The organism is Pseudomonas sp. 2(2015), from assembly GCF_000955865.1.
Taxonomy (GTDB): domain Bacteria; phylum Pseudomonadota; class Gammaproteobacteria; order Pseudomonadales; family Pseudomonadaceae; genus Aquipseudomonas.
Genome location: NZ_JYOF01000011.1, coordinates 23,109 through 45,561, shown reverse-complemented (window position 1 = coordinate 45,561; position 22,453 = coordinate 23,109). Strand labels below are relative to the sequence as shown.

At 64.7% G+C, this 22,453-nt stretch carries 16 protein-coding genes; 11 read left to right on the top strand and 5 right to left on the bottom strand.

The features are described 5' to 3' along the window. Window positions 1–167 precede the first annotated feature (167 nt). Window positions 168–947 (top strand): TSUP family transporter, encoded by a 780-nt coding sequence (locus UB48_RS15430; RefSeq protein ID WP_045198562.1) that lies wholly within the window; start codon window positions 168–170, stop codon window positions 945–947. Here the strand turns inward: UB48_RS15430 and nudC are convergent. Both nudC and UB48_RS15420 read right to left on the bottom strand, forming a co-directional pair. Continuing rightward, on the bottom strand, window positions 915–1,745 hold the full coding sequence (gene nudC / locus UB48_RS15425) for an NAD(+) diphosphatase (protein WP_045198560.1): 831 nt from the start codon (window positions 1,743–1,745) through the stop codon (window positions 915–917). The two genes, UB48_RS15430 and nudC, sit on opposite strands and share 33 nt — an antisense overlap. Window positions 1,746–1,778: 33 nt before the next feature. After that, window positions 1,779–2,591 carry a crotonase/enoyl-CoA hydratase family protein gene (locus UB48_RS15420; RefSeq protein WP_045198558.1) on the bottom strand — a complete coding sequence of 271 codons (813 nt, stop codon included), beginning with the start codon at window positions 2,589–2,591 and terminating at the stop codon, window positions 1,779–1,781. Between the two features lie 158 nt (window positions 2,592–2,749). Between UB48_RS15420 and nhaB the strand changes: the two genes are divergently transcribed. Then, window positions 2,750–4,252: a sodium/proton antiporter NhaB gene (gene nhaB, locus UB48_RS15415; protein WP_045198556.1), complete on the top strand. Its 1,503-nt coding sequence runs from the start codon at window positions 2,750–2,752 to the stop codon at window positions 4,250–4,252. A 253-nt stretch (window positions 4,253–4,505) separates the two neighbouring features. Here nhaB and UB48_RS15410 read toward each other — a convergent pair whose 3' ends face one another. Genes UB48_RS15410 through gnd form a run of 3 tightly spaced genes read right to left on the bottom strand, consistent with a single transcriptional unit; the run spans window position 4,506 to window position 8,835 of the window. Then, entirely contained in the window at window positions 4,506–6,302 is a 1,797-nt protein-coding gene (locus UB48_RS15410) for a glycoside hydrolase family 15 protein (RefSeq protein ID WP_045198554.1), read from the bottom strand. A gap of 23 nt (window positions 6,303–6,325) precedes the next feature. Beyond that, entirely contained in the window at window positions 6,326–7,828 is a 1,503-nt protein-coding gene (gene zwf, locus UB48_RS15405) for a glucose-6-phosphate dehydrogenase (protein ID WP_045198552.1), read from the bottom strand. After that, on the bottom strand, window positions 7,825–8,835 hold the full coding sequence (gene gnd / locus UB48_RS15400; protein ID WP_275560030.1) for a phosphogluconate dehydrogenase (NAD(+)-dependent, decarboxylating): 1,011 nt from the start codon (window positions 8,833–8,835) through the stop codon (window positions 7,825–7,827). Before gnd ends, zwf begins: the two co-directional genes overlap by 4 nt. 170 nt (window positions 8,836–9,005) lie before the next feature. Between gnd and UB48_RS28005 the strand changes: the two genes are divergently transcribed. The 9 genes from UB48_RS28005 (at window position 9,006) to UB48_RS15360 (ending at window position 22,449) form a co-directional block, all read left to right on the top strand. Beyond that, complete coding sequence (locus tag UB48_RS28005) at window positions 9,006–9,173, top strand: DUF6026 family protein (RefSeq protein ID WP_176794265.1); 168 nt, start codon at window positions 9,006–9,008, stop codon at window positions 9,171–9,173. 453 nt (window positions 9,174–9,626) lie between these two features. Then, window positions 9,627–11,186 (top strand): glycogen synthase GlgA, encoded by a 1,560-nt coding sequence (gene glgA / locus UB48_RS15395; protein ID WP_045198548.1) that lies wholly within the window; start codon window positions 9,627–9,629, stop codon window positions 11,184–11,186. Window positions 11,187–11,202: 16 nt separating this feature from the next. Next, window positions 11,203–12,981 (top strand): malto-oligosyltrehalose trehalohydrolase, encoded by a 1,779-nt coding sequence (treZ, locus tag UB48_RS15390; RefSeq protein WP_045198546.1) that lies wholly within the window; start codon window positions 11,203–11,205, stop codon window positions 12,979–12,981. Further along, a complete protein-coding gene (gene malQ, locus UB48_RS15385) occupies window positions 12,974–15,046 on the top strand; it encodes a 4-alpha-glucanotransferase (RefSeq protein WP_045198543.1) in 2,073 nt (690 codons plus the stop codon). Before treZ ends, malQ begins: the two co-directional genes overlap by 8 nt. Then, window positions 15,043–17,808, top strand: a complete 2,766-nt coding sequence (locus tag UB48_RS15380) for a malto-oligosyltrehalose synthase (protein ID WP_045198541.1) — start codon at window positions 15,043–15,045, stop codon at window positions 17,806–17,808. Before malQ ends, UB48_RS15380 begins: the two co-directional genes overlap by 4 nt. Window positions 17,809–17,826: 18 nt before the next feature. Continuing rightward, the gene (locus UB48_RS15375; protein WP_045198538.1) at window positions 17,827–18,078 is read left to right on the top strand and encodes a DUF2934 domain-containing protein; all 252 of its coding nucleotides are present in this window, start codon (window positions 17,827–17,829) and stop codon (window positions 18,076–18,078) included. A gap of 75 nt (window positions 18,079–18,153) precedes the next feature. Continuing rightward, window positions 18,154–20,310 (top strand): glycogen debranching protein GlgX, encoded by a 2,157-nt coding sequence (gene glgX / locus UB48_RS15370; protein ID WP_045198536.1) that lies wholly within the window; start codon window positions 18,154–18,156, stop codon window positions 20,308–20,310. Next, window positions 20,300–21,067: an endonuclease/exonuclease/phosphatase family protein gene (locus tag UB48_RS15365; protein WP_045198534.1), complete on the top strand. Its 768-nt coding sequence runs from the start codon at window positions 20,300–20,302 to the stop codon at window positions 21,065–21,067. The genes glgX and UB48_RS15365 overlap by 11 nt, the downstream gene beginning before the upstream one ends. A gap of 311 nt (window positions 21,068–21,378) precedes the next feature. Beyond that, window positions 21,379–22,449 (top strand): autotransporter outer membrane beta-barrel domain-containing protein, encoded by a 1,071-nt coding sequence (locus UB48_RS15360; protein ID WP_045198531.1) that lies wholly within the window; start codon window positions 21,379–21,381, stop codon window positions 22,447–22,449. The last annotated feature ends 4 nt before the right edge of the window (window positions 22,450–22,453 follow it).

Below are 22,453 nucleotides of genomic sequence, written 5' to 3'. Positions count from 1 at the left end.
CATCACAGATGCCTCTGATTGAAGGGGAAGCCTCAGTACATCAGAGGCCGACAGCGCCGATCACATAGATAATTGTTCAGTACCCGGGTTGCACTGGGCAGCGCAAACGCTTGCGTTTAACATGGCGGCCTTGCGCCTGCCGACGCGCGTCCTGTTAAGCCCACGCCATGCCTTTCGAACTCAGCGTAGACCCCACCACCCTGGCGATTCTTGCCGCCGTCGCCTTCGTTGCCGGTTTCATCGATGCCATTGCCGGCGGTGGCGGCCTGCTCACCACCCCGGCGCTGCTCACCGCCGGCATGCCACCGCACCTGGTGCTGGGCACCAACAAGCTCAGCTCGACCTTCGGCTCGGCCACCGCCGGCTTCACCTACTACCGGCGCAAACTGTTCCACCCGGCGCAGTGGCGTCATGCCCTGGTCGGTACTTTTATCGGTGCCCTGATCGGTGCGGTGGTGGCCCACTACCTGCCGGCCGAATGGCTGAACAAGATGCTGCCGGTGATTGTCTTTCTGTGTGGCGTGTACCTGCTGTTCGGCGGCACGCCCAAGGCGCCGCTGGATGCCGATGCGCCGGTGAAAAAGAAGTGGCAGATCCCCCAGGGCTTCACCCTGGGCTTCTACGACGGCGTGGCCGGCCCCGGCACCGGCGCGTTCTGGACCGTCAGCACGCTGCTGCTCTACCCCATCGACCTGGTCAAAGCCAGCGGCGTGGCGCGCAGCATGAACTTCGTCAGCAACGCCGCAGCGCTGTCGGTGTTTATCTTCTCCGGCCAGGTCGACTGGCTGGTGGGCCTGTCGATGGGCTCGGCGCTGATGGTCGGCGCGTTCTTCGGCGCGCGCACCGCCATCAGCGGCGGCAGCAAGTTCATCCGCCCGGTGTTCATCACCGTGGTGCTGGCGCTGACCGTGCGCCTAGCGTGGCAGCACTGGTTCGGCCAGGCCTAGGCGGCGGGCCACGTACAGGTCGATCAGATAGCGCGCAATCGAACGCCCCGCCGGCAACGGCGGTAGCGCATCGACGCGAAACCACTGGGCGTCCTCGATCTCGTCCGGCTGCATGACGATCTCGCCGCCGGCGTACTCGGCATGAAAACCGAGCATCATCGAATGGGGGAACGGCCAGCACTGGCTGCCGACGTACTGGATGTTCTGCACCTCGATCGCCACCTCTTCGCGCACTTCGCGCACCAGGCAGTCTTCAGCCGATTCGCCAGGCTCAGCGAAGCCTGCCAGGGTGCTGTACACGCCGCTGACAAAGCGCGGTGAACGGGCCAGGAGGATTTCGTCGCCACGGCTGATCAGCACGATCATGCTCGGCGAGATGCGCGGGTAGCTGCGTAAATCACACGGCGCGCAGTACATCGCCCGCTCCCAGTGGATTTGCTCCATGGCCTGGCCGCAGCTGCCACAGAAGCGGTGCTCGCGGGCCCAGGTGCCGATCTGCGCGGCATAGCCAAGAATCTTGTAGGTCTCGAAGTCGCCTTCGAGCATGAACTGACGCAAGCCGCGCCAGCTGCAGCCGGCTACCGCCTGCGGGCTGCGCAACTCCAGAAGGAACACCGGCTGGCCATCGAAATGGCCGATGCCGTGCTCGCAAAGCACGTCCAGCGCCTGGCGCTTGAGCCAGTCGCGCGGGAACAGCGCGCCGTTGTCATCGACCAGAAAACCCTCGCGGCTGCGGGCAACCGCCCAGCCGCCGGTGAGGTTTGTGTCCAGTACTGCGGTGGTCCAACGCGCTGACATGTGCCGGTTCCTTGCGGGGTTCGCCGCCGGGGGTCAGTCGGCGAACTCGGGTTTCTGTTTGCTCATGTGGGCGGCAACCGCCACCCGCAGATCGGTGGATTGCAGCATGGCGGCGTTCCAGGTGGCGATGTACTCCAGGCCATCGTCGATGCGGTGATCGCGCATGTAGCTGATCATGTGCTTGGTGCCGGCCACGGCAATGGGGGATTTTCCCGCAATTTCGGCGGCAATGGCAAAGACTCCGTCAAGCAGTGCCTCATGGCTGTCAAACACACGGTTGACCAGGCCGATGCGCTGGGCTTCGTCGGCGGCGACATTGCGCCCGGTGTAGGCCAGTTCGCGCATGATGCCGTCGCCGATGATCCGTGGCAGGCGCTGCAGGGTGCCAACGTCGGCGGCCATGCCCATGTCGACTTCCTTGATCGAGAACTGCGCGTCGCTGCTGCAGTAACGCATGTCGCAGGCCGAGACCAGGTCGATGGCGCCGCCGATGCAGTAACCCTGGATCGCCGCCAGCACCGGCTTGCGGCAGTTGTCCACGGCATTGAACGAGGCCTGCATGCGCAGGATGGTGCGGCGCAGCAGGCGCGCGTTGCGGCCGACGTCCTTGCCCAGTTCGTTGGCCACCGAGGCCAGCAGCATCAGGTCGATGCCGGAAGAAAAATGCTTGCCGGCACCACTGATGACCACCGCGCGCACTTCGTCGGTTTCATCGATCCAGCGGAAGATCTCGACGATTTCGCTCCAGAACGCCGCGTTCATGGCGTTGTACTTTTCCGGGCGGTTGATCTGCACGTGGGCGATGCGGTTGTTCAGTTCGACCTTGAACGCTTGGTAGTCAGTCACGGTGCTCTCCTTGAAGGCGGCGAGGTTGATCGCAGGACTATAACAAGGTGCCCGTCGGCGCCAAGGCCGCGCTTGTGCCAAAACCGGGACTTTTACCTTGATCTCCGTTCACACATGCGGCACTTTGCCCAGCTGTTGAATCATAAGGATACATTTTCATGTCCCGCTCCCTGGCCGGCGCCCTGGCCCACAATTTTCTTGGCCAGTCGCCGCGCTGGTACAAGGCTACCTTGTGCCTGTTCCTGCTGCTCAATCCCCTGCTGCTGTTCACCCTCGGCCCGGTGGTGGCCGGCTGGGTGCTGGTGATCGAGTTCATCTTCACCCTCGGCATGGCGCTCAAGTGCTACCCGCTGATGCCCGGCGGCCTGCTGATGGTCGAAGCCCTGCTGCTGGGCATGACCACGCCGCAAGCGCTGTATGAAGAGCTGCAGCACAACTTCCCGGTGATCCTGCTGTTGATGTTCATGGTCGCCGGTATCTACTTCATGAAGGACCTGCTGCTGTTCGTGTTTTCGCGGATTCTTCTCGGCGTGCGCTCCAAGGCCCTGCTGGCCTTGCTGTTCTGTTTTCTCTCGGCCTTCCTCTCGGCGTTTCTCGATGCGCTGACGGTGACGGCGGTGATCATCAGCGCGGCGGTCGGCTTTTACTCGGTGTATCACCGCGTCGCTTCCGGCGCCAACCCACGGGAAGACTCGGACCTGGACAGCGACCAGCACGTCGCCCACCTGCACCGCGAAAACCTGCAGCAATTTCGCGCATTCTTGCGCAGCCTGCTGATGCACGGCGCCGTGGGTACCGCCCTGGGCGGCGTGTGCACCCTGGTCGGCGAGCCGCAGAACCTGCTGATCGGCCACGAAATGGGCTGGCACTTTGCCGAGTTCTTCCTCAAGGTGGCGCCGGTGTCGCTGCCAGTACTGGCCGCCGGGCTGGTCACCTGCGTGCTGCTGGAGAAACTGCGCTGGTTCGGCTACGGCACCCTGCTGCCGGACAACGTGCGCCAGGTGCTGGCCGCCTATGCCGCCGAAGACGACGCTCAGCGCACCACCCAGCAACGTGCCGCACTGGTGGTGCAAGGCCTGGCGGCGCTGATCCTGATCATCGGCCTGGGCCTGCACGTGGCCGAAGTCGGCCTGATCGGCCTGCTGGTGATCGTGCTGATTACCGCCTTTACCGGCATCACCGACGAACACCGCCTGGGCCGCGCGTTCCAGGACGCCATGCCGTTCACCTCATTGTTGGTGGTGTTCTTTGCCGTGGTCGCGGTGATCCACCAGCAGCAGCTGTTTACCCCGCTGATCCAGTGGGTACTGGCGCTGCCGGCCGATCAGCAGCCGGGCATGCTGTTTATCGCCAACGGCCTGTTGTCGGCGATCAGCGACAACGTGTTCGTCGCCACCATCTATATCACCGAGGTCAAGCAGGCGTTTGTCAACGGCGGCATGAGCCGTGAACACTTCGAGACCCTGGCGGTGGCGATCAACACCGGCACCAACCTGCCGAGCGTGGCCACGCCCAATGGCCAGGCGGCATTCCTGTTCCTGCTGACCTCGGCGATTGCGCCGCTGATTCGCCTGTCGTATGGGCGCATGGTGTGGATGGCGCTGCCCTATACCGTGGTCATGGGTGGGCTGGGGTGGTGGGCGGTGACTTACTGGTTGTAATGCTGACTGCACGGGCCTCATCGCCGGCAACGCCGGCTCCACAATGGGTCTGCATGCACTGAACCTGTGGGAGCTGGCTTGCCAGCGATCGAGCGCGAAGCGGTCGCAATTTAGCCACAACTGATGTGCTGACTGCACCGGCCGCATCGCGGGTCAAGCCCGCTCCCACAGTGGATCTACATTCACCGAACCTGTGGTGGCCTTGCCAGCGATCGAGCGCGCAGCGCAATCCAGTCAGGCTCTCGCGATGCCTTTAACCACATTGCGCCCGGTCGCGCACCGGGCACTGGGCGCGGTGCAGGTTCAGCGCGGTGTTGATGATGCCGATATGGCTGAAAGCCTGGGGGAAATTGCCGAGCATGCGCCGGCCCAGCGGGTCGTACTGCTCGGCCAGCAGGCCGACGTCGTTGCACAGGGCCGCAAGACGTTCGAACAAGGTCCTGGCCTCCTCCTCCCGCCCCAGCAGCACATAGACATCCGCCAGCCAGAACGAACAGACCAGGAAGGTCCCCTCCCCCGGCGTCAGCCCATCGCAGCCACTGTCGCTGTCATAGCGCAGCAACAGGCCATTGCGTAGCAGACGCTGCTCGATGCGCGCAAGGGTGGCGAGAAAGCGCGGATCATCCGCCGGCAGGAAGCCGGTCAGGGCAATCTGCAGCAGGCTGGCATCCATTTCGGTCGAACCATAAGCCTGGACGAAACAGCCCAGCTGCCCATCGAAGCCCTGTTCACACACCTGCCGGTGAATCCTGGCCGCCACCTGACGGTAATGCCCGGCGCGCACCTGACCTTCTTCGGTGGTATCGCTCAAGCCGGCAGCGCGGTCAAAGGCCACCCAGGCCATGACTTTGGAATGGGTGAAGTGCTGCTGCCCACCGCGCACCTCCCAGATGCCCTCGTCCGGCTGCTGCCAGGTTTTTTCCAGGTACGGCATGATCAACCGGGCAATCGCCGCGCTGCGCGGGTGGCGCGGCAGGCCACCACGAATTGCCTGGCTCATGGCATCGGCGACCTCGCCATAAATATCCAGTTGGTGCTGCAACGCTGCGGCATTACCGATACGCACCGGTTGTGCACCTTCATAACCGGCCAGCCACGGCACTTCATACTCCGCCAGCCGCCGCTCGCCGGCCAGGCCGTACATGATCTGCATCTGCTCGGGGTTGCCGGCCACCGAGCGCAGCAGCCATTCGCGCCAGGCCTGGGCCTCTTCGAAGTAACCAAGGTTCATGAACGCCAGCAAGGTCATGGTCGCATCACGCAGCCAGCAATAGCGGTAGTCCCAGTTGCGCTCACCGCCCAGGCGCTCGGGCAACGAGGTGGTCACCGCCGCGACAATGCCGCCGGTGGGCGCGTAGGTCATGGCCTTGAGGGTAAGCAGTGAGCGCTTGACCAGCGCCGTCCAGGGGCCGACGTCCGGGCAGCGCGACGAAAACTGCTGCCACTGCTCCCGGGTCCGTTGCAAAGCTTGCTCGGCATCGAACGCTGCAGGCAATGGCAGGTGTGACGCCTGGTGGCTCAGGCTGAAGGCCAGGCGCTGGCCGGCCTTGACGGTAAAGCGGCTGCCGGTGTGGTGATCCAGGGCCTGGGTGGCGGCGCCGCTGCGCAGTATCAGCCGGTCGGGGCCAACCACCGCCGAGAGCACCAGCGGCTCGGCCTTTTCGACCCAAGGCACACTGTTGCCATAGTCAAAGCGCATCACCAGGTCCATCTCGAACGGCACTTCGCCTTCCAGGCCCTCGACAATGCGCAGCACGCTGTTGTGTTCAGCCAGGGGCATGCAGTCGATCAGGCGCGCGCGGCCGCTGGCGGTGGTGAAGGTGGTGTGCAGGATCAGGGTGCCGTCCAGGTATTCACGGCTGACCTGCACCAAAGGCTCGCTCGGCGCCAGGCGCCAGCGGCCGTTTTCTTCATTGCCGAGCAAGGCGGCAAACACCGCCGGGGAGTCGAACCTGGGCAGGCACAGCCAGTCCAGGGAGCCGTCGCAGCCTACCAGCGCGGCGCTGCGACAGTTACCCAGCAGGGCGTAGTCTTCGATCAAACCCGGCATTCATCCCCCTTGTGCGTGAACCCTCAACCAATCGGGTGCCAGACCCGCCGATCGCGGGTCAGCAGTTCGTCCGCCGCAGTCGGGCCGTTGTCACCGGCGGCATAGAGCTGCACCTCGCCGCCCTCCTGCCAGGCATCGAGGAACGGCTGCACCGCGCGCCAGCCGTTCTCGATGTTGTCGGCGCGCTGGAACAAGGTCTGGTCGCCGGTCAGGCAGTCGTAGATCAGCGTCTCGTAGCCGGTGGACGGCTGCATCTTGAAAAAGTCCTTGTAGGCAAAACCCAGCTCGACGTTCTCCATGGCCAGGGCCGGGCCCGGGCGCTTGGCTTGCAGGTCGAACCACATGCCTTCGTTGGGCTGAATCTGGATCTTCAGGTAGTTGGGCTTGAGCCGCTCGACTTCGGTATCGCGAAACTGGGCATAGGGCGCTGGCTTGAAGCAGATGGCAATCTCGGTGTCGCGCACGCTCATGCGCTTACCGGTACGCAGGTAGAACGGCACGCCGACCCAGCGCCAATTGTCGATCATTACCTTGAGGGCGACGAAGGTTTCGGTGTTGCTGTCGGGCGCGACCCGAGGTTCTTCGCGGTAACCGGGGACCTTCTTGCGCCCTTGTTTGCCAGCGCTGTACTGGCCGCGTACCGAGTTTTTCAGGGCCATGTTCTTCGACCAGGGCCGGATCGCGCCGATGACCTTGGCCTTCTCGCTACGCACCGCATCGGCGCCAAAGGCCGCCGGCGGCTCCATGGCGACCATCGCCAGCAACTGGAACAGGTGGTTGGGGACCATGTCGCGCAAGGCGCCGGTACTGTCGTAGAAGGCGCCGCGGCTTTCGACACCGACGGTTTCGGCAGCGGTGATCTGCACGTGATCGATGTAGTGGTTGTTCCAGAACGCTTCGAACAGGCCGTTGGAAAAACGGCTGACGAGGATGTTCTGCACCGTCTCTTTGCCCAGGTAATGGTCGATGCGGTAGATCTGCTTTTCGCTCATGACCTTGAGCAGGCAGGCATTGAGCGCTTCGGCGCTGGCCAGGTCCGAGCCGAAGGGTTTTTCCACCACCACCCGGCGAAAGCCGGCGCTTTCGTCGAGCAGGCCAGCGGCGCCCAGGCGCTGCACCACTTCGCTGAAAAAGCGCGGTGAGGTGGCCAGGTAGAACACCGCGTTGGCGCTGGGGTTGCTGCGGATGCGTTCGGCGATGGTCTGGTAGGTGGCCTCGTCGAGAAAATCGCCGGTGAGGTAGCCGATGCGTTTGGCCAGGCGCGCCCAGAGTTTGTCATCCAGGCACTTGCTGGCGCCTTCGCTGGCCCTGTCGCGTTCGCGCATGAAGGCTTGCAGGCGCGCGGCGAATTCGTTGTCGGTGGCGGCGTTGTGGTCGACGCCAATAATGCGCAGGCCTTTGTCGAGCAGGCCATCACGGCTCAAGTTGTACAAGGCCGGCATCAACAGGCGTTTGACCAGGTCGCCGTTGGCACCAAACAGGAACAGGTTGCAAGGCGGTGCCGCTTCGATCTGTGTTTTGCTCATTCGGCTTTCTTCTCGACGTGGCCACCAAAGCCAAAACGCATGGCCGACAGCATGCGGTCGGCGTAGGTGCCCTGCTGCTGGCGCGAACGGAAGCGGGCGAACAGCGCACTGGACAGCACCGGCACCGGCACCGCCTGTTCCACCGCCGCATCGATGGTCCAGCGCCCTTCGCCGCTGTCGGCCACCGAGCCGCTGTAGCCGCCCAGTTGCGGGTCGGCCACCAGGGCGTCGGCGGTAAGATCCAGCAGCCAGGAGGTGACCACACTGCCACGGCGCCACACTTCGGCGATTTCCGCCAGGTTCAGGTCAAAGCGCTGCTCGGCCGGCACGACATCGCTGCCCTTGCTCTTGAGCAGGTCGAACCCTTCGGCATAGGCCTGCATCAGGCCGTATTCGATGCCGTTGTGGATCATCTTCACATAGTGCCCGGCACCTGCGGGCCCGGCATGAATGTAACCCTGCTCGGCACGCCCGGCCGGGCCCTGGCGGCCGCGGGTGCGGGGGATGTCGCCAACCCCGGGGGCGAGAGTGGCGAACAGCGGGTCGAGGCGGTCGACCACCGCCTGCTCGCCACCGATCATCATGCAGTAGCCGCGCTCCAGGCCCCAGACGCCGCCCGAGGTGCCGACATCGATATAGTGCAGGTTGCGCTTGCCCAGCTCGGCGGCGCGGCGCATGTCGTCCTTGTAGAAGGTATTGCCGCCGTCGATGATCACGTCGTCGGCGTCGAGCAGGTCAGCAAGCTGGGCGATGGTCTGCTCGGTCGGCTCACCGGCCGGCAGCATCACCCACACCGCCCGGGGTTTCTCCAGCTTGCCTACCAGCGCGCCAAGGTCATGGGCGCCGTTGGCGCCTTCCTTGACCAGGGTTTCCACTGCCTGACGATCGCGGTCATGCACCACCATGCGGTGCCCGCCACGCATCAAGCGCCGTGCAATATTGCCGCCCATGCGGCCCAGCCCCACGATTCCCAATTGCATGTGCGATGCTCCCCTGGAATGAAAAATAGCGCCTCAGGCCTTCAAGGTTAGTCCAGCCCTGGCGCGCTTGGTTCAGCGACGAACGGCAAGACAGCCAGAAACAAAAAAGTTCCCAAGGCCTGCAAAAGAATTCAGAATCGCCGCCGATCCAGCAGCTACGCTGTTAGAAAAACGAACCACCCTATGCGAGGTGTGCAATGGGAACCCTTCTGCCAAAAATGCCTGCCCAGACCCTCTACGTGACGGTACACCGCGACGAGCTGCGTCGCCTTAAAGAAGAGCGCGAGCAGTTGCAACAACAGGTCGCCCAACTCAGTCTGCTTCTGCAGCAAGCCCAGGACGGCCAGTTGCCAGCGCGCAGCTGAGCGTCCCCGCGGTTGGTTGTGCACCTGATGCTTTCTGCCCTGCTTGACGGCATTTCTCCCGCCTAAGCCGTCTGAAACGTTGCGCCACAACCTGCAGCCGCGCTGCTGCAGGTTCCTGCGAGCAAAAGTGACCAGCGGGTCACATTCTTCACGAATTCTCTCCTACACTCGGTATTCGGCCAGACATCGCCCGGAAAACTCGACTGAAAATAGTCGAAACTTCTGCAATCGCGGTAGGTCAGGAACTAAGTAGGCCATCGATTCCGCTTCAACGGACGCGGCCCACCCACCCCATATCGTCACCACGCCGTCGGCAGGACGCCGGCTTGCGTAGCGCTTGTGCGCTTGGCTGCGGGGCATGGAAGGCAAGGCAATACCACTCACAGAGAACAGTATCGGTAGACAAACAACAACGGGCGCCCACGCCCGCACAACATAGGGACGGAGAGAAGTATGATCAGTGCCGCTGTCGAACCTCATGTAGAGCAATTCACCCCGGATTCGCGTGAACCGCTTGCAGCGGATTTCACGCCGACAGCCAAGGCACTGGGTGCTGACCCCAGACATTCTTCACATAAACGCAAAGTGTTGTTCGTCACCTCGGAAATCGCCGACCTGGTCAAGACCGGCGGCCTGGGCGATGTCTCGGCAGCGCTGCCACGGGCCATGCGTCACCTGCACGATGTGCGCGTCTTGATTCCCGGTTACCCGCAGGTGCTGGAAAGCGACAACCCGATCCACCTGGTCGGCGAGCTGGGCGGCCACGCGGCCTTGCCGCCCTGCAAGATCGGGCGCATGGACCTGGCCGATGGCCTGGTCATCTATGTGTTGATCTGTCCCGAGCTGTACCAGCGCGAGGGCACGCCCTACGGCGCCAACAACGGTCGCGACTGGCCCGACAATCACATCCGCTTTGCCCGCCTGGGCCTGGCCGCGGCAGAAATCGCCGCCGGTGAAGGCATGGTCCACTGGAAGCCCGACCTGGTCCACGCCCACGACTGGCCGGCCGGCCTGGCCCCGGCCTACATGCACTGGCGCGGCCTGCAGACGCCGACCCTGTTCACCATCCACAACCTGGCCTACCAGGGCGTGGTCAGCCGTGCCTGCTGCCCGGAACTGGCGATCCCCGACCACGCCCTGCAACAGGAAGGCATGGAGTTTTACGGCAAGCTGTCGTTCCTCAAGGCCGGCCTTGCCTACTCCAGCCACATCACCACGGTCAGCGCCACCTATGCCCGGGAAATCACTACGCCCTCGTTCGGCTGCGGGCTGGATGGCTTCCTTGCCAGCAAAGCCCAGCAAGGCCTGCTCAGCGGTATTCCCAACGGCATCGACGAGAGCTGGGACTCGGCCAGCGACCCGCACCTGGATCACCCCTTCAGCCTCAACGACTGGCACGGCAAGGCTGCCAACAGCCGCCAGGTGCGTGAGCTGTTCGGCCTGCAACCTTCGAACGGGCCACTGTTCGCAGTGGTTTCGCGCCTGGTCTACCAGAAAGGCCTGGACCTGACCCTGGGGGTGGCCGAATACATCGTCCGCCAGGGCGGCCAGATCGCGATCATCGGCCGTGGCGAACCGGAAGAAGAACAGGCCATGCGCGAACTTGCCCTGCGCCATCCCGGGCAGATCGGCGTGCGCATCGGCTTCAACGAAACCGATGCCCGGCGCATGTTCGCCGGCAGCGACTTCCTGCTCATGCCGTCGCGCTACGAGCCCTGTGGCCTGAGCCAGATGTACGCCCAGCGCTTTGGCTCGCTGCCGGTGGCGCGCAACACCGGGGGCCTGGCCGACACCATCGAGAATGGCGTCACCGGTTTTCTGTTCGATGAATCGACCGTCGACAGCTACCGCGAAGCGCTGGGGCGGGCGTTCTACGTGTACAGCAAGAAGAACCTGCTCAATGCCATGCGCTGCCTGGCCATGACCCAACCGTTCAACTGGTGCCAGGCCGTCGAGCCTTATGCCCGTCTTTATCAGGAGCTGGTCGAAAACGCCCGAGCAACCCCACGCTGAAGCGGAGATGGCAGGTATGCCCTTGAGGTCACAGGAACACGCGACCCACGGGGCCGTGATGCTGGACAGCAACAGCGCCCGGTTTGCCCTGTGGGCACCGGACGCACAGCAGGTGGAGGTTGAATTCGACGCCGGTGCGCGCCAGCCCTTGCAGGCCCAGGCCGACGGTTGGTTCGTCGGCCAGCTGCCGTGCAAGGCCGGTGACCGCTACCGCTACCGGATCGACGCCACGCTCACGGTGGCCGACCCGGCGTCGCGCTACCAACCCGACGGCGTGCACGGCCCCAGCCAGTTGCTGAACCCCGCAGCCTACCGCTGGCAGTACCCCGACTGGCGCGGGCGGCCCTGGCCTGAGGCGGTCATCTACGAGCTGCATGTCGGCCTGTGCGGCGGCTATGCCGGGGTGATCGAGCGCTTGCCGGCCCTGGCCGAGCTGGGCATTACCGCCATCGAGCTGATGCCGCTCGGGCAATTCCCCGGCGAGCGTAACTGGGGCTACGACGGCGTCCTGCCGTTCGCTCCACAGCACAGCTATGGCAGCCCCGAGCAACTGCGCGAACTGATCGACCAGGCCCACGGCCATGGCCTGATGGTGCTGATGGATGTGGTCTACAACCACTTCGGCCCGGACGGCAATTACCTCGGCCAGTACGCCAGTGGCTTTTTTCGCCAGGATCGCCAGACCCCGTGGGGCGCGGCGATTGATTTTCGCCGCCGCCAGGTGCGCGACTTTTTTATCGAGAACGCCCTGATGTGGCTGCAGGAGTACCGCGTCGACGGTCTGCGCCTGGACGCCGTGCACGCCATCGACGACCCGGATTTTCTTGCCGAACTGGCGCGCCGGGTGCGCAGCGAGATCACCCCGGGGCGTCAGGTATGGCTGACCCTTGAGAACGAACACAACCAGGCGCACCTGCTTGAACAGGGCTTCGATGCGCAGTGGAACGACGACGGTCACAACGCCCTGCACGTGCTGCTCACCGGCGAGCAGGAGGCGTACTACGCCGACTACAGCGAGTCGACCATCGAAAAACTCGCGCGCTGCCTGAGCCAGGGCTTCGTCTTCCAGGGCCAGCCCGACCGCAACGGCCGTCCCCGCGGCGAGCCCAGCGGGCATTTGCCCCCCACGGCCTTCGTGCTGTTCCTGCAGAACCACGACCAGATCGGCAACCGCGCGTTCGGCGAGCGCCTTAACCAACTGTGCCCGCCCCAGGCCTTGCGCGCAGCCACCACCCTGTTGCTGCTGGCGCCGATGATTCCGCTGCTGTTCATGGGCGATGAATGGGGCTGCGAGCAACCTTTTGTGTTTTTCACCGATCACCACGATGAACTGGCCGATGCCGTACGCGAAGGCCGGCGCGCCGAGTTTGCCGGTTTTGCCGACTTCGCCGATGCCGTCACCCGCTCGCGGATTCCCGACCCCAATGCCCTCGATACCTTCGACGCTTCGCGGCCGCGGCCAACACACTCAAGCCAACAGCCATGGTTGCAGTTGTACCGGCAATTACTGGCCCTGCGCGCCCGCCACATCGTCCCCAACCTGCCCGGCATCCATGCCCTCGGCGCCCAGGTGCTGGGGCCGCAGGCCTTGACGGTGCGCTGGCAGCTCGAACGCGGCGGCGAGCTGCGTATTGACCTCAACCTTGGCCCTACCGCGCAAGTGGCCGACCTGCCGGCCAACGCTGCACGCCTGTTCAGCTGTAGCGAAAGCTGCATCGGCAACACGCAATTGCCGCCCTACACCACCCTGGTCAGCCTGCTGCCGACCACTCCAGCGGAGCCTGCCCATGACTGACCCACGCTTGCAGCAACTGGCCGAACTGGCGGGCCTGGCGGTGGACTGGATCGACGCCAACGGCCGCGCCCAGCGGGTCAGTGACCCGGCGCTGCAGCGGGTGCTGGCCGGCATAGGCCACCCGGCCGACAGCGTTGAGGCGATCGAAGCCAGTATCCAGGCGCTGCTGCGCGCCCACGATGCTCGCCACCTGCCGCCGCTGTTGACGGTTGACCACGGCCTCCCCCTGCAGCTGTCCGGCTATTTTCCGCCAGCGATGGACTGCCAGGTGCTGCTTGAAGATGGCAGCGAACAACCGTTGCAACTGGATGATCAGGCCAGGCTCCCCGCCGGCTTGCCGATCGGCTATCACCAGGTGCAGATCGACCAGCAACAGTTCACCCTGGCCGTGGCGCCAACCCGCTGCTACAGCATCGCCGATGCGCTGGGCACGCCGACGCCGCGTTGCTGGGGCCTGAGCGCCCAGTTGTACAGCCTGCGTCGCCCCGACGATGGCGGCTATGGTGATTGCCTGGCCCTCGAGGCGCTGGTGCGCAGCGCCGCCGAACGCGGCGCCGATGCCCTGGCGATCAGCCCGCTGCACGCCATGTTCGCCAGCGACAGCCAGCGCTACAGCCCGTACTCGCCCTCCAGCCGGCTGTTTCTCAACAGCCTGTATGCAAGCCCGGCGGCGCTGCTTGGGGACCGTGCGGTGCGCATGGCCATTGAAGCCTGCCAGTTGCACGGGCCGCTGGAGCAGCTTGAACAACTGCCGCTGATCGACTGGCCGCAGGCCGCATCGTTTCGCCAGCGTTTGCTGCGTGCGCTGTACCGCGACTTTATCGCCACCGAGCACCCGTTGTTCGCCGACTTCGACAGCTATCGCCAGCACGCCGGCCCCGCCCTGGAACGCCACTGCCGCTTCGAGGTACTGCTGGAGCACGCGCTCAAGCGCGACATCGGCCAGGACTGGCGCGACTGGCCCGCTGCCTGGCACGACCCGCACAGCCCCGAGGTGAGTGCCTTCGCCCGCCAGCACAGCGAGGAGGTGGCGTTTCACGCCTTCTGCCAGTGGTTGATCGAACGCAGCCTGCAACGTGCCCAGGATGCGGCGCGCAGCCATGGCATGGGCATCGGCCTGATTGCCGACCTGGCGGTGGGTGCCGACGGCGCCGGCAGCCAGGCCTGGAGCCGCCAGGACGAGCTGCTGGCCGGCCTCAATGTCGGCGCGCCGCCGGATATTCTCAACCGCGCCGGGCAGAACTGGGGCATCTGCGCCTTCTCGCCCGAAGGCCTGCGACGCAACGGCTACCGGGCGTTCATCGAGATGCTGCGGGCCAACTTTGCCCATGCCGGGGGCCTGCGCATCGACCATGTCATGGGTTTGCAACGGCTGTGGCTGATCCCCCAGGGTGCCACCCCGGCCGAAGGAGCCTACCTGCACTACCCGCTCGATGATCTGCTGCGCCTGCTCAGCCTTGAGTCAGTGCGCCACCAGGCCATCGTGCTGGGTGAAGACCTCGGCACCGTGCCCGAGGGGCTGCGCGAAAAGCTCGCCGCCCGGGCCATCCTCGGCATGCGCGTACTGCTGTTCGAGCAAGACCCGCCCGGCCATTTCCAGCCCATCCTCGACTGGCCCGACAACGCCTTGGCCACCACCAGCACCCATGACCTGCCGCCACTGGCCGGCTGGTTGCAGGCCCGTGATATCGACTGGAACCAGCGCCTGAGCCTGATCGACGGCATCACCGAGCGGCACTGGCGCGACAGCCGCCAACACGAGCGCCAGGGCCTGCGGCGCACTCTTGAACAGAACTACGGCCAGGCCCTGGCCGAGAGCGACGCGCTGATCGATGCCAGCATCCGCTACCTTGGCCATACCCGCGCGCCGCTGGTGCTGGTACCGCTGGAAGATCTGCTGGGTGTCGATGAGCAACCCAACCTGCCCGGCACCCTCGACAGCCACCCCAACTGGCGCCGGCGCTTTGCCCTGGCGGCCAGCGTGCTGCTTGACGATGCGGATGCGGCGCGGCGCCTGGAGCTGCTGGCGCAGGCCCGCGAACAAGCCTGGGAGCGTGACCGATGAAAGCCCTGACCGCGACCCTGCGCCTGCAGTTTCATGCCGACTTCGGCCTCGACCAGGCGGCGGCGCTGGTGCCCTACTTCGCCCGCTTAGGCATCAGCCACCTGTACGCCTCGCCGCTGCTGCGCGCGCGCCCCGGCTCGCGCCATGGCTACGATGTGGTCGACCCCGGGCAGGTCAGCCCGCATCTGGGCGGCGAAGCTGCGCTAGAGCGCCTGGTGGCAGCGCTGCGCCTGCACGGTATGGGCCTGATCCTTGATATGGTTTCCAACCATATGGCGGTCGGCAGCGACAACCCCTGGTGGCAGGACCTGCTGGCCTGGGGCCGGCGCAGCCGCTATGCCGAGTTCTTCGACATCCAGTGGCACTCGCCCGACCCGCTGCTTGAAGGTCAGTTGCTGCTGCCGTTTCTGGCCGGTGACTACGGCGCGATGCTGCAAGGCGGCGACATCCCGCTGCGCTTCGACGCTGCAACCGGCCAGTTGCATATCCAGCACCACGAGCACCGCTTTCCGATCTGCCCGGCCGACTATGGCCTGGTGCTCGCCGAGGGGGGCGCAGCCCTGCAGACACTGGCCAGCCGCTTCAATGCCTTGCGCAGCGCTGACGATGCGCCGGCGCAGGCCAGGCCGCTGCTGGCCGAACTGGCGGCGCTGGCCCGCCAACAGCCCCTGGACGATGTGCTCGGCGCCTACGACAGCCGCAGCCCCGAAGGTTTCAAGCGCCTGCACGCCCTGCTCGAACGCCAGTCCTACCGCCTGGCCAGCTGGCGCACCGCTGGCGACGATATCAACTGGCGGCGCTTTTTCGACGTCAACGAGCTGGGCGGCCTGCGGGTCGAACGCGCGGCAGTGTTCGAGGCCACCCACAGCAAGGTCTTCGAGCTGATCGGCCGCGGCCTGGTCGACGGCCTGCGCATCGACCACATCGACGGCCTGGCCGATCCGCGCGGCTACTGCCGCAAGCTGCGCCGGCGGGTCGACGGGCTCTTGGCCCAGCGCCCACTGGAGGCAGCGCTGGAGCACTTTCCGATCTATGTCGAGAAGATCCTCGGCGCCGACGAGCAGCTGCACCGCGACTGGCAGGTCGACGGCAGCACCGGCTACGAGTTCATGAACCAGGTCTCGCTGCTGCAGCATGATCCAGACGGCGAAGCAGAGTTGGCGGCGCTATGGAGCGCGCTAAGCGAACGCCCGGACTTCAGCGAGGAAGTGCGCCTGGCCCGCCAGCAAATCCTCAATGGCAGCCTGGCCGGCGATTTCGAGTCGGTGGCCCAGGCGCTGTTGCAAGTGGCCCGCGACGACCTGATGAGCCGCGACCTGACCTTGGGCGCCATTCGCCGGGCGTTGCAGGCGCTGATCGAGCACTACCCGGTGTACCGCACCTACATCAATGCCTGCGGGCGCCCGGCAGAAGACGAAGCGTACTTCCAGCAAGCCATGCGCGGTGCCCGCCAGTGCCTGAGCGAAGCCGACTGGCCAGTGCTCGACTACCTGCAGCGCTGGCTCGGCGGCGAGCCCTGGCGCCGCTTGCCGCCAGGCCGGCCGCGCAAGCACCTGCGCCACGCCTGTGTGCGCTTCCAGCAACTGACCTCGCCCACCGCCGCCAAGGCCGTGGAAGACACTGCTTTCTACCGCTCGGCACTGCTATTGTCGCGCAACGATGTCGGCTTTGATGCCGAGCGCTTCAGCGCCCCGGTCGAGGACTTTCACCAACATTGCCTCACGCGCCTTGAGCAGTTCCCGGACAACTTGCTGGCCACCGCCACCCACGACCACAAGCGCGGCGAAGATAGCCGTGCGCGCCTGGCAGTGCTCAGCGAACGCAGCAGCTGGTTTGCCAGCCGGGTCGAACACTGGCGCGAGCTGGCCAGCCCCTTGCGCAGCACCCTGGCCGACGGCGAAGCGCCAGGTGCAGGCGATGAGCTGCTGCTGTACCAGACCCTGCTCGGCAGCTGGCCACTGGACCTTGATGAGAACAATCCGTTGGCGCTTGAGGCCTATGCCGAGCGCCTGCGCCAATGGCAGCGCAAAGCCCTGCGTGAAGCCAAGTTGCGCAGCAGCTGGAGCGCCCCGAACGAGGCCTATGAACAGGCCTGCCTGGATTTCATCGACACCCTGCTGCTGGAGCGCGCCAGCCAGCAGTTGCGTCATTCCCTGGCCGAGGCGGCGCAGGCCATCGCCTGCCCGGGCGCCCTCAACAGCCTGGTGCAGTGCCTGCTGCGCATGACCACGCCCGGGGTGCCCGACCTGTACCAGGGCAACGAATTCTGGGACTTCAGCCTGGTCGACCCGGACAACCGCCGCGCGGTGGACTTTGCCGGTCGGCGCCAGGCCCTGGCGGATGGCACCACAACGGCGCAGTTGCTCCAGGACTGGCGCAGCGGCCGGGTCAAACAGGCGTTGATCAACCAGGTGCTGGAGTGGCGCCAGCAGTCCCCGCAGCTGTTCCTGCGCGGTCAGTACCTGCCGATCGAAGTGCGCGGCAGACACGCCGGGCGGGTCCTGGCGTTTGCCCGGGTGAGCGCTGAACAGCGCGCCGTGGTGGTGGTGCCGCGCCTGGCCTGCAGCTTGCTTGGCCAATCACCGCTACCGCTGATCCCGGCACAGAACTGGGACGATACCCGGCTGGTTTTGCCGTTTGCCTTGTCGCCTGGCAATTGCTCGGGACTTTTTGCCACAGGCGCAGTCACAGCCTCAAAGGAGCTGTGGCTGAGCACTGCACTCAAGGAGTTTCCGGTCAATCTGTTCGTTGAACATCGTTAAGTCCTCAGGAGCGTAGAGATGAGTGTCGAAGAAAAACGTATCCGTGAATTCGCCTATCAGATCTGGGAGTCGGAAGGTAAGCCCGAAGGCCAGGAAGAGCGGCACTGGGCGATGGCGCGCAAGCTTGCCGAAGCCGAAGCGCTGGCGCCCAAGGTAACGCCGCGCAAACCGGCCAAGGCGCCGCCGGCCAGTAGCGCCAAGGCCAAGCCGGCAAGCACTGCGCCAGCGCCGAAAAAGCCCAGGGCAAGCAAGAAGCCACCGACCGCGTAAGTCATTAGCCGCATCGCTGGCAAGCCAGCTCCCACAGGGGCTGCAACGTAGCCCCTGCCTGATCAAGGAGCACCAATGACCACCCGTAAAGCCCCCGTCGCCGATCACCTCGAACCCTCGCGCATCCGCGAGGGCCTGCCCTTCCCGCTGGGCGCCAGTTGGGATGGGCTGGGGGTCAATTTTGCCCTGTTCTCGGCCAACGCCACCAAGGTTGAACTGTGCCTGTTCGATGCCAGCGGCGAGGTCGAGCTCGAACGCATCGAGCTGCCGGAGTACACCGACGAGATCTTCCACGGCTACCTGCCCGATGCCCATCCCGGGCAGATCTACGGCTACCGCGTACACGGCCCGTACGATCCGGAAAACGGCCACCGCTTCAACCCCAACAAACTGCTGATCGACCCCTACGCCAAGCAACTGGTCGGCAGCCTGAAATGGTCCGAGGCGCTGTTCGGTTACACCATCGGCCACCCCGACGGCGACCTTAGCTTTGATGAGCGCGACAGTGCGCCGTTCGTGCCCAAGTGCAAGGTCATCGACCCGGCCTACACCTGGGGCCGCGACCAGCGCGTGGGCATTCCCTGGGAGCGCACCATCCTCTATGAGGCCCACGTGCGCGGTATCAGCATGCGCCACCCGGCGGTGCCAGAGGCCAATCGCGGCACCTTTGCCGGGCTGATGTGCGACGAACTGCTGGGGCATATCAAGCAGCTTGGGGTGAGCTCGATCGAGTTGCTGCCGATCCATGCCTTCGTCAACGACCAGCATCTGCTGCAAAAGGGCCTGAACAACTATTGGGGCTACAACAGCATCGCCTTTTTTGCCCCGCACCCGCGCTACCTGGCCAACGGCAAGATCGCCGAGTTCAAGGAGATGGTCGCGCACCTGCATGACGCCGGTCTGGAGGTGATTCTCGACGTGGTCTACAACCACACCGCCGAAGGCAACGAGCTGGGCCCGACCCTGTCGATGCGCGGCATCGACAATTGCTCCTACTACCGGCTGATGCCCGATGACAAGCGCTTCTATATCAACGACTCGGGCACCGGCAACACCCTCGACCTGAGCCACCCCTGCGTCTTGCAACTGGTCACCGACTCGTTGCGTTACTGGGCCGGCGAGATGCACGTCGACGGTTTTCGCTTCGACCTGGCGACCATTCTCGGCCGCTACCACGAGGGCTTCGACGAGCGTCACAGCTTTCTCGTTGCCTGCCGCCAGGACCCGCTGCTCAGCCAGGTCAAGCTGATTGCCGAGCCCTGGGACTGCGGCCCCGGTGGCTACCAGGTGGGCAATTTCGCCCCCGGCTGGGCGGAATGGAACGACCGTTTTCGCGATACCGTGCGGGCTTTCTGGAAAGGCGACGAAGGCCAGCTGGCCGACTTTGCCGCGCGCATGACCGCCTCCGGCGAGCTGTTCAACCGCCGCGGGCGCAGGCCCTACGCCTCGGTCAACTTCATCACCGCCCATGACGGCTTCACCCTGCGCGACCTGGTGTCGTACAACGACAAGCACAACGAGGACAACGACGAAGGCAACCAGGACGGCAGCAACAACAACCTGTCATGGAACCACGGCGTCGAAGGCCCCACCGACGACCCCGCGATCAAGGCCCTGCGCCTGCGCCAGATGCGCAATTTCTTCGCCACCCTGCTGCTGGCCCAGGGTACGCCGATGATCGTCGCCGGCGACGAGTTCAGCCGCACCCAGCACGGCAACAACAATGCCTACTGCCAGGACAGCGAGATCGGCTGGATCAACTGGGAGCTGGACGAGGATGGCGCGGCGCTGCTCAAGTTCGTCAAGCGCCTGACCAAGCTGCGCCTGGCCTACCCGGTGCTGCGCCGTTCGCGTTTTCTGGTCGGTGACTACAACGAGGCGATCGGGGTCAAGGACGTCACCTGGCTGGCGCCGGACGCCAGCGAGATGAGCGTCGAGCAATGGCAGGACGCCCACGGGCGCTGCCTGGGCATGCTGATGGATGGCCGCGCCCAGGTCAGCGGTATTCTGCGCCCCGGCGCCGATGCCACCTTGCTGCTGATCGTCAACGCCCACCACGATACCGTGGCCTTTACCTTGCCCGAGGTGCCGGAAGGCGAATACTGGAACTGCCTGATCGACACCGACCGGCCGCAACTGCGCAAAGGCGAGCATCATGACTTTGGCAGCGAGTTCCAGGTCAGTGGCCGCTCGTTGCTGTTGCTGGAGCTGTTCCGTGACGATGATGTCTGAAAACCAGGCGGCCGCGGTCAAGCGCCTGCGGGTGCTGACCGTCAATACCCACAAGGGCTTTACCGCCTTCAACCGGCGCTTCATCCTCCCCGAACTGCGCGAAGCGGTGCGCAGCACCCGCGCTGATATCGTCTTTCTCCAGGAGGTGCTCGGCTCCCACGACCGCCATGCCGCCCGTTACGCCGGCTGGCCGCAAACCTCGCAGTACGAGTTTCTCGCCGACAGCATGTGGAGCGATTTCGCCTACGGGCGCAATGCCGTGTACCCGGACGGCCATCACGGCAACGCGCTGTTGTCCAAGTACCCGATCATCGAACACCGCAACCTGGATGTCTCGATCACCGGCCCCGAGCGCCGCGGCCTGCTGCACTGCGTGCTGGATGTGCCCGGGCAGCGCGAGGTGCATGCCATTTGCGTGCACCTGTCACTGCTCGAAAGCCACCGGCAACAGCAGCTGCAACTGCTGCGCAAACTCCTCGACTCGCTGCCTGCCGATGCCCCGGTGATCATCGCCGGCGACTTCAACGACTGGAAACTGCGCGGCAACCGCACCCTCAACCTGCACCGCGACCTGCACGAAGCCTTCGAGCGTCATCACGGCCTGCTTGCCCGCACCTATCCGGCGCGCTTGCCGCTGCTGCGCCTGGACCGCATCTACCTGCGCAACGCCCACAGCCATGCCCCGCAAATTCTCGGCAACAAGCCCTGGAGCCACCTCTCCGATCACCTGCCATTGGCCGTGGAAGTGCAGCTTTAGCAATCATTCGGCATAGCCGCACCGCTGGAAAGAGCGGTTGCGGCTATAGGATGTAAATTTTTGTTTAATTTCAGCTAATTGCCACTACCAATAGCTTGACAACGGTTATTTCACGCTTTCTTGACGCCCGCCCCGTCCTCTCCTTAGCTACAAGTAATGCAGCAACTGCAGATTCCATTCCGAGCCTCTAGCGCGCGCTTTTCAGCGCGCGACAGGGACCGGTTTGCTGGTTTGGGTCGCCCTCTGGTTTTGCTTTACAGCCCGTGACATCAGGCCAGAACCCTGGCTTATAAAAACAGAGGAGAACCGCCATGAAAAAAACTCCGAATCCTGCGGGCTTTGAGTATGTTTTCTATGCGGTTTCCACGTCGCTGCTACTGGCAACCCCGTTGGAAACCCATGCATTGGGCCTGGAGGATAACGACCCGTTCAACAACCTGGTGCAGGCCCAACCTGTACTTTCGCTCAACCCGGTCAGCGCCAGCGGCCTGGGCCTGAGCACCCTCGGTGCGTTTTCCGAACGCCTGGCCGAACGCCATGCGCCAGCACCGAACGACAGCATCGCCAGCCAGTGGGCGCAGTTTTTCCCGACTGCGGTGCGCACCTCAAGCCCAGAGGCCGACAACCTCGCCACGCCGAACCAGAGCCTGCAAATCAGCCCTGATCTGTTCGTTCGTGAAACCGGCGGCGGCAATACTCACCGCGCCGGTTTCTTTGTCGGCCACAGCAACCTGCAAAGCGGTTTCGACGGCCTGCGCAAACCCCAGGTCGGCAACAAAGAGAGCGTGCTCAACCTCGACGGGCAAAGCCTGGGTGTGTACTGGAGCATGACCCACGACCAGGGCTGGCACCTGGATGCGGTGGCCATGGGCACGCGCTTTGATATCAATGGCCGCAGCGAGAGCGGCCAGCGCCTGGATGGCAACGGCCATGCCCTGACCCTCTCGGTCGAGGGTGGCTACCCGATCAGCCTGGGCAACAACTGGACCCTGGAACCGCAAGCACAGTTGATCAACCAGCAGTACTTTCCCGGCAGCCAGACCCAGACCGACACCCAGCAAGCCTTTGACCAGCAGCCCAACTGGACCGGCCGGGTCGGTGCCAAACTGTCGGCGCGCTACAACGTGCGCGGCATGCCGATCGAGCCGTTCGTGCGCACCAACGTCTGGTACGACTTCTCCAATGCCGACACCGTGAGCCTGGACAAGGTCGACAAGATCAGCAGCGGGCGCAACTCCGCCACCGTCGAACTGGGCTTGGGCCTGGTGGCGCGGGTCACGCCGAAAGTGGCGCTGTTTGTCAGCGCCGACTACAGCAGTGATGTCGATGACAATGACCTCAACGGCCTGATCGGCAACCTCGGTGTCAGGGTGCGCTGGTGATGCG

Coding starts and splice junctions, on each gene's coding strand:
- UB48_RS28005 (WP_176794265.1), top strand. CDS start 9,006: ATGGGAACCCTTCTGCCAAAAATGCCTGCCCAGACCCTCTACGTGACG.
- zwf (WP_045198552.1), bottom strand. CDS start 7,828: ATGAGCAAAACACAGATCGAAGCGGCACCGCCTTGCAACCTGTTCCTG.
- UB48_RS15410 (WP_045198554.1), bottom strand. CDS start 6,302: ATGCCGGGTTTGATCGAAGACTACGCCCTGCTGGGTAACTGTCGCAGC.
- UB48_RS15365 (WP_045198534.1), top strand. CDS start 20,300: ATGATGTCTGAAAACCAGGCGGCCGCGGTCAAGCGCCTGCGGGTGCTG.
- UB48_RS15360 (WP_045198531.1), top strand. CDS start 21,379: ATGAAAAAAACTCCGAATCCTGCGGGCTTTGAGTATGTTTTCTATGCG.
- UB48_RS15380 (WP_045198541.1), top strand. CDS start 15,043: ATGAAAGCCCTGACCGCGACCCTGCGCCTGCAGTTTCATGCCGACTTC.
- glgA (WP_045198548.1), top strand. CDS start 9,627: ATGATCAGTGCCGCTGTCGAACCTCATGTAGAGCAATTCACCCCGGAT.
- UB48_RS15430 (WP_045198562.1), top strand. CDS start 168: ATGCCTTTCGAACTCAGCGTAGACCCCACCACCCTGGCGATTCTTGCC.
- nhaB (WP_045198556.1), top strand. CDS start 2,750: ATGTCCCGCTCCCTGGCCGGCGCCCTGGCCCACAATTTTCTTGGCCAG.
- glgX (WP_045198536.1), top strand. CDS start 18,154: ATGACCACCCGTAAAGCCCCCGTCGCCGATCACCTCGAACCCTCGCGC.
- UB48_RS15375 (WP_045198538.1), top strand. CDS start 17,827: ATGAGTGTCGAAGAAAAACGTATCCGTGAATTCGCCTATCAGATCTGG.
- malQ (WP_045198543.1), top strand. CDS start 12,974: ATGACTGACCCACGCTTGCAGCAACTGGCCGAACTGGCGGGCCTGGCG.
- treZ (WP_045198546.1), top strand. CDS start 11,203: ATGCCCTTGAGGTCACAGGAACACGCGACCCACGGGGCCGTGATGCTG.
- nudC (WP_045198560.1), bottom strand. CDS start 1,745: ATGTCAGCGCGTTGGACCACCGCAGTACTGGACACAAACCTCACCGGC.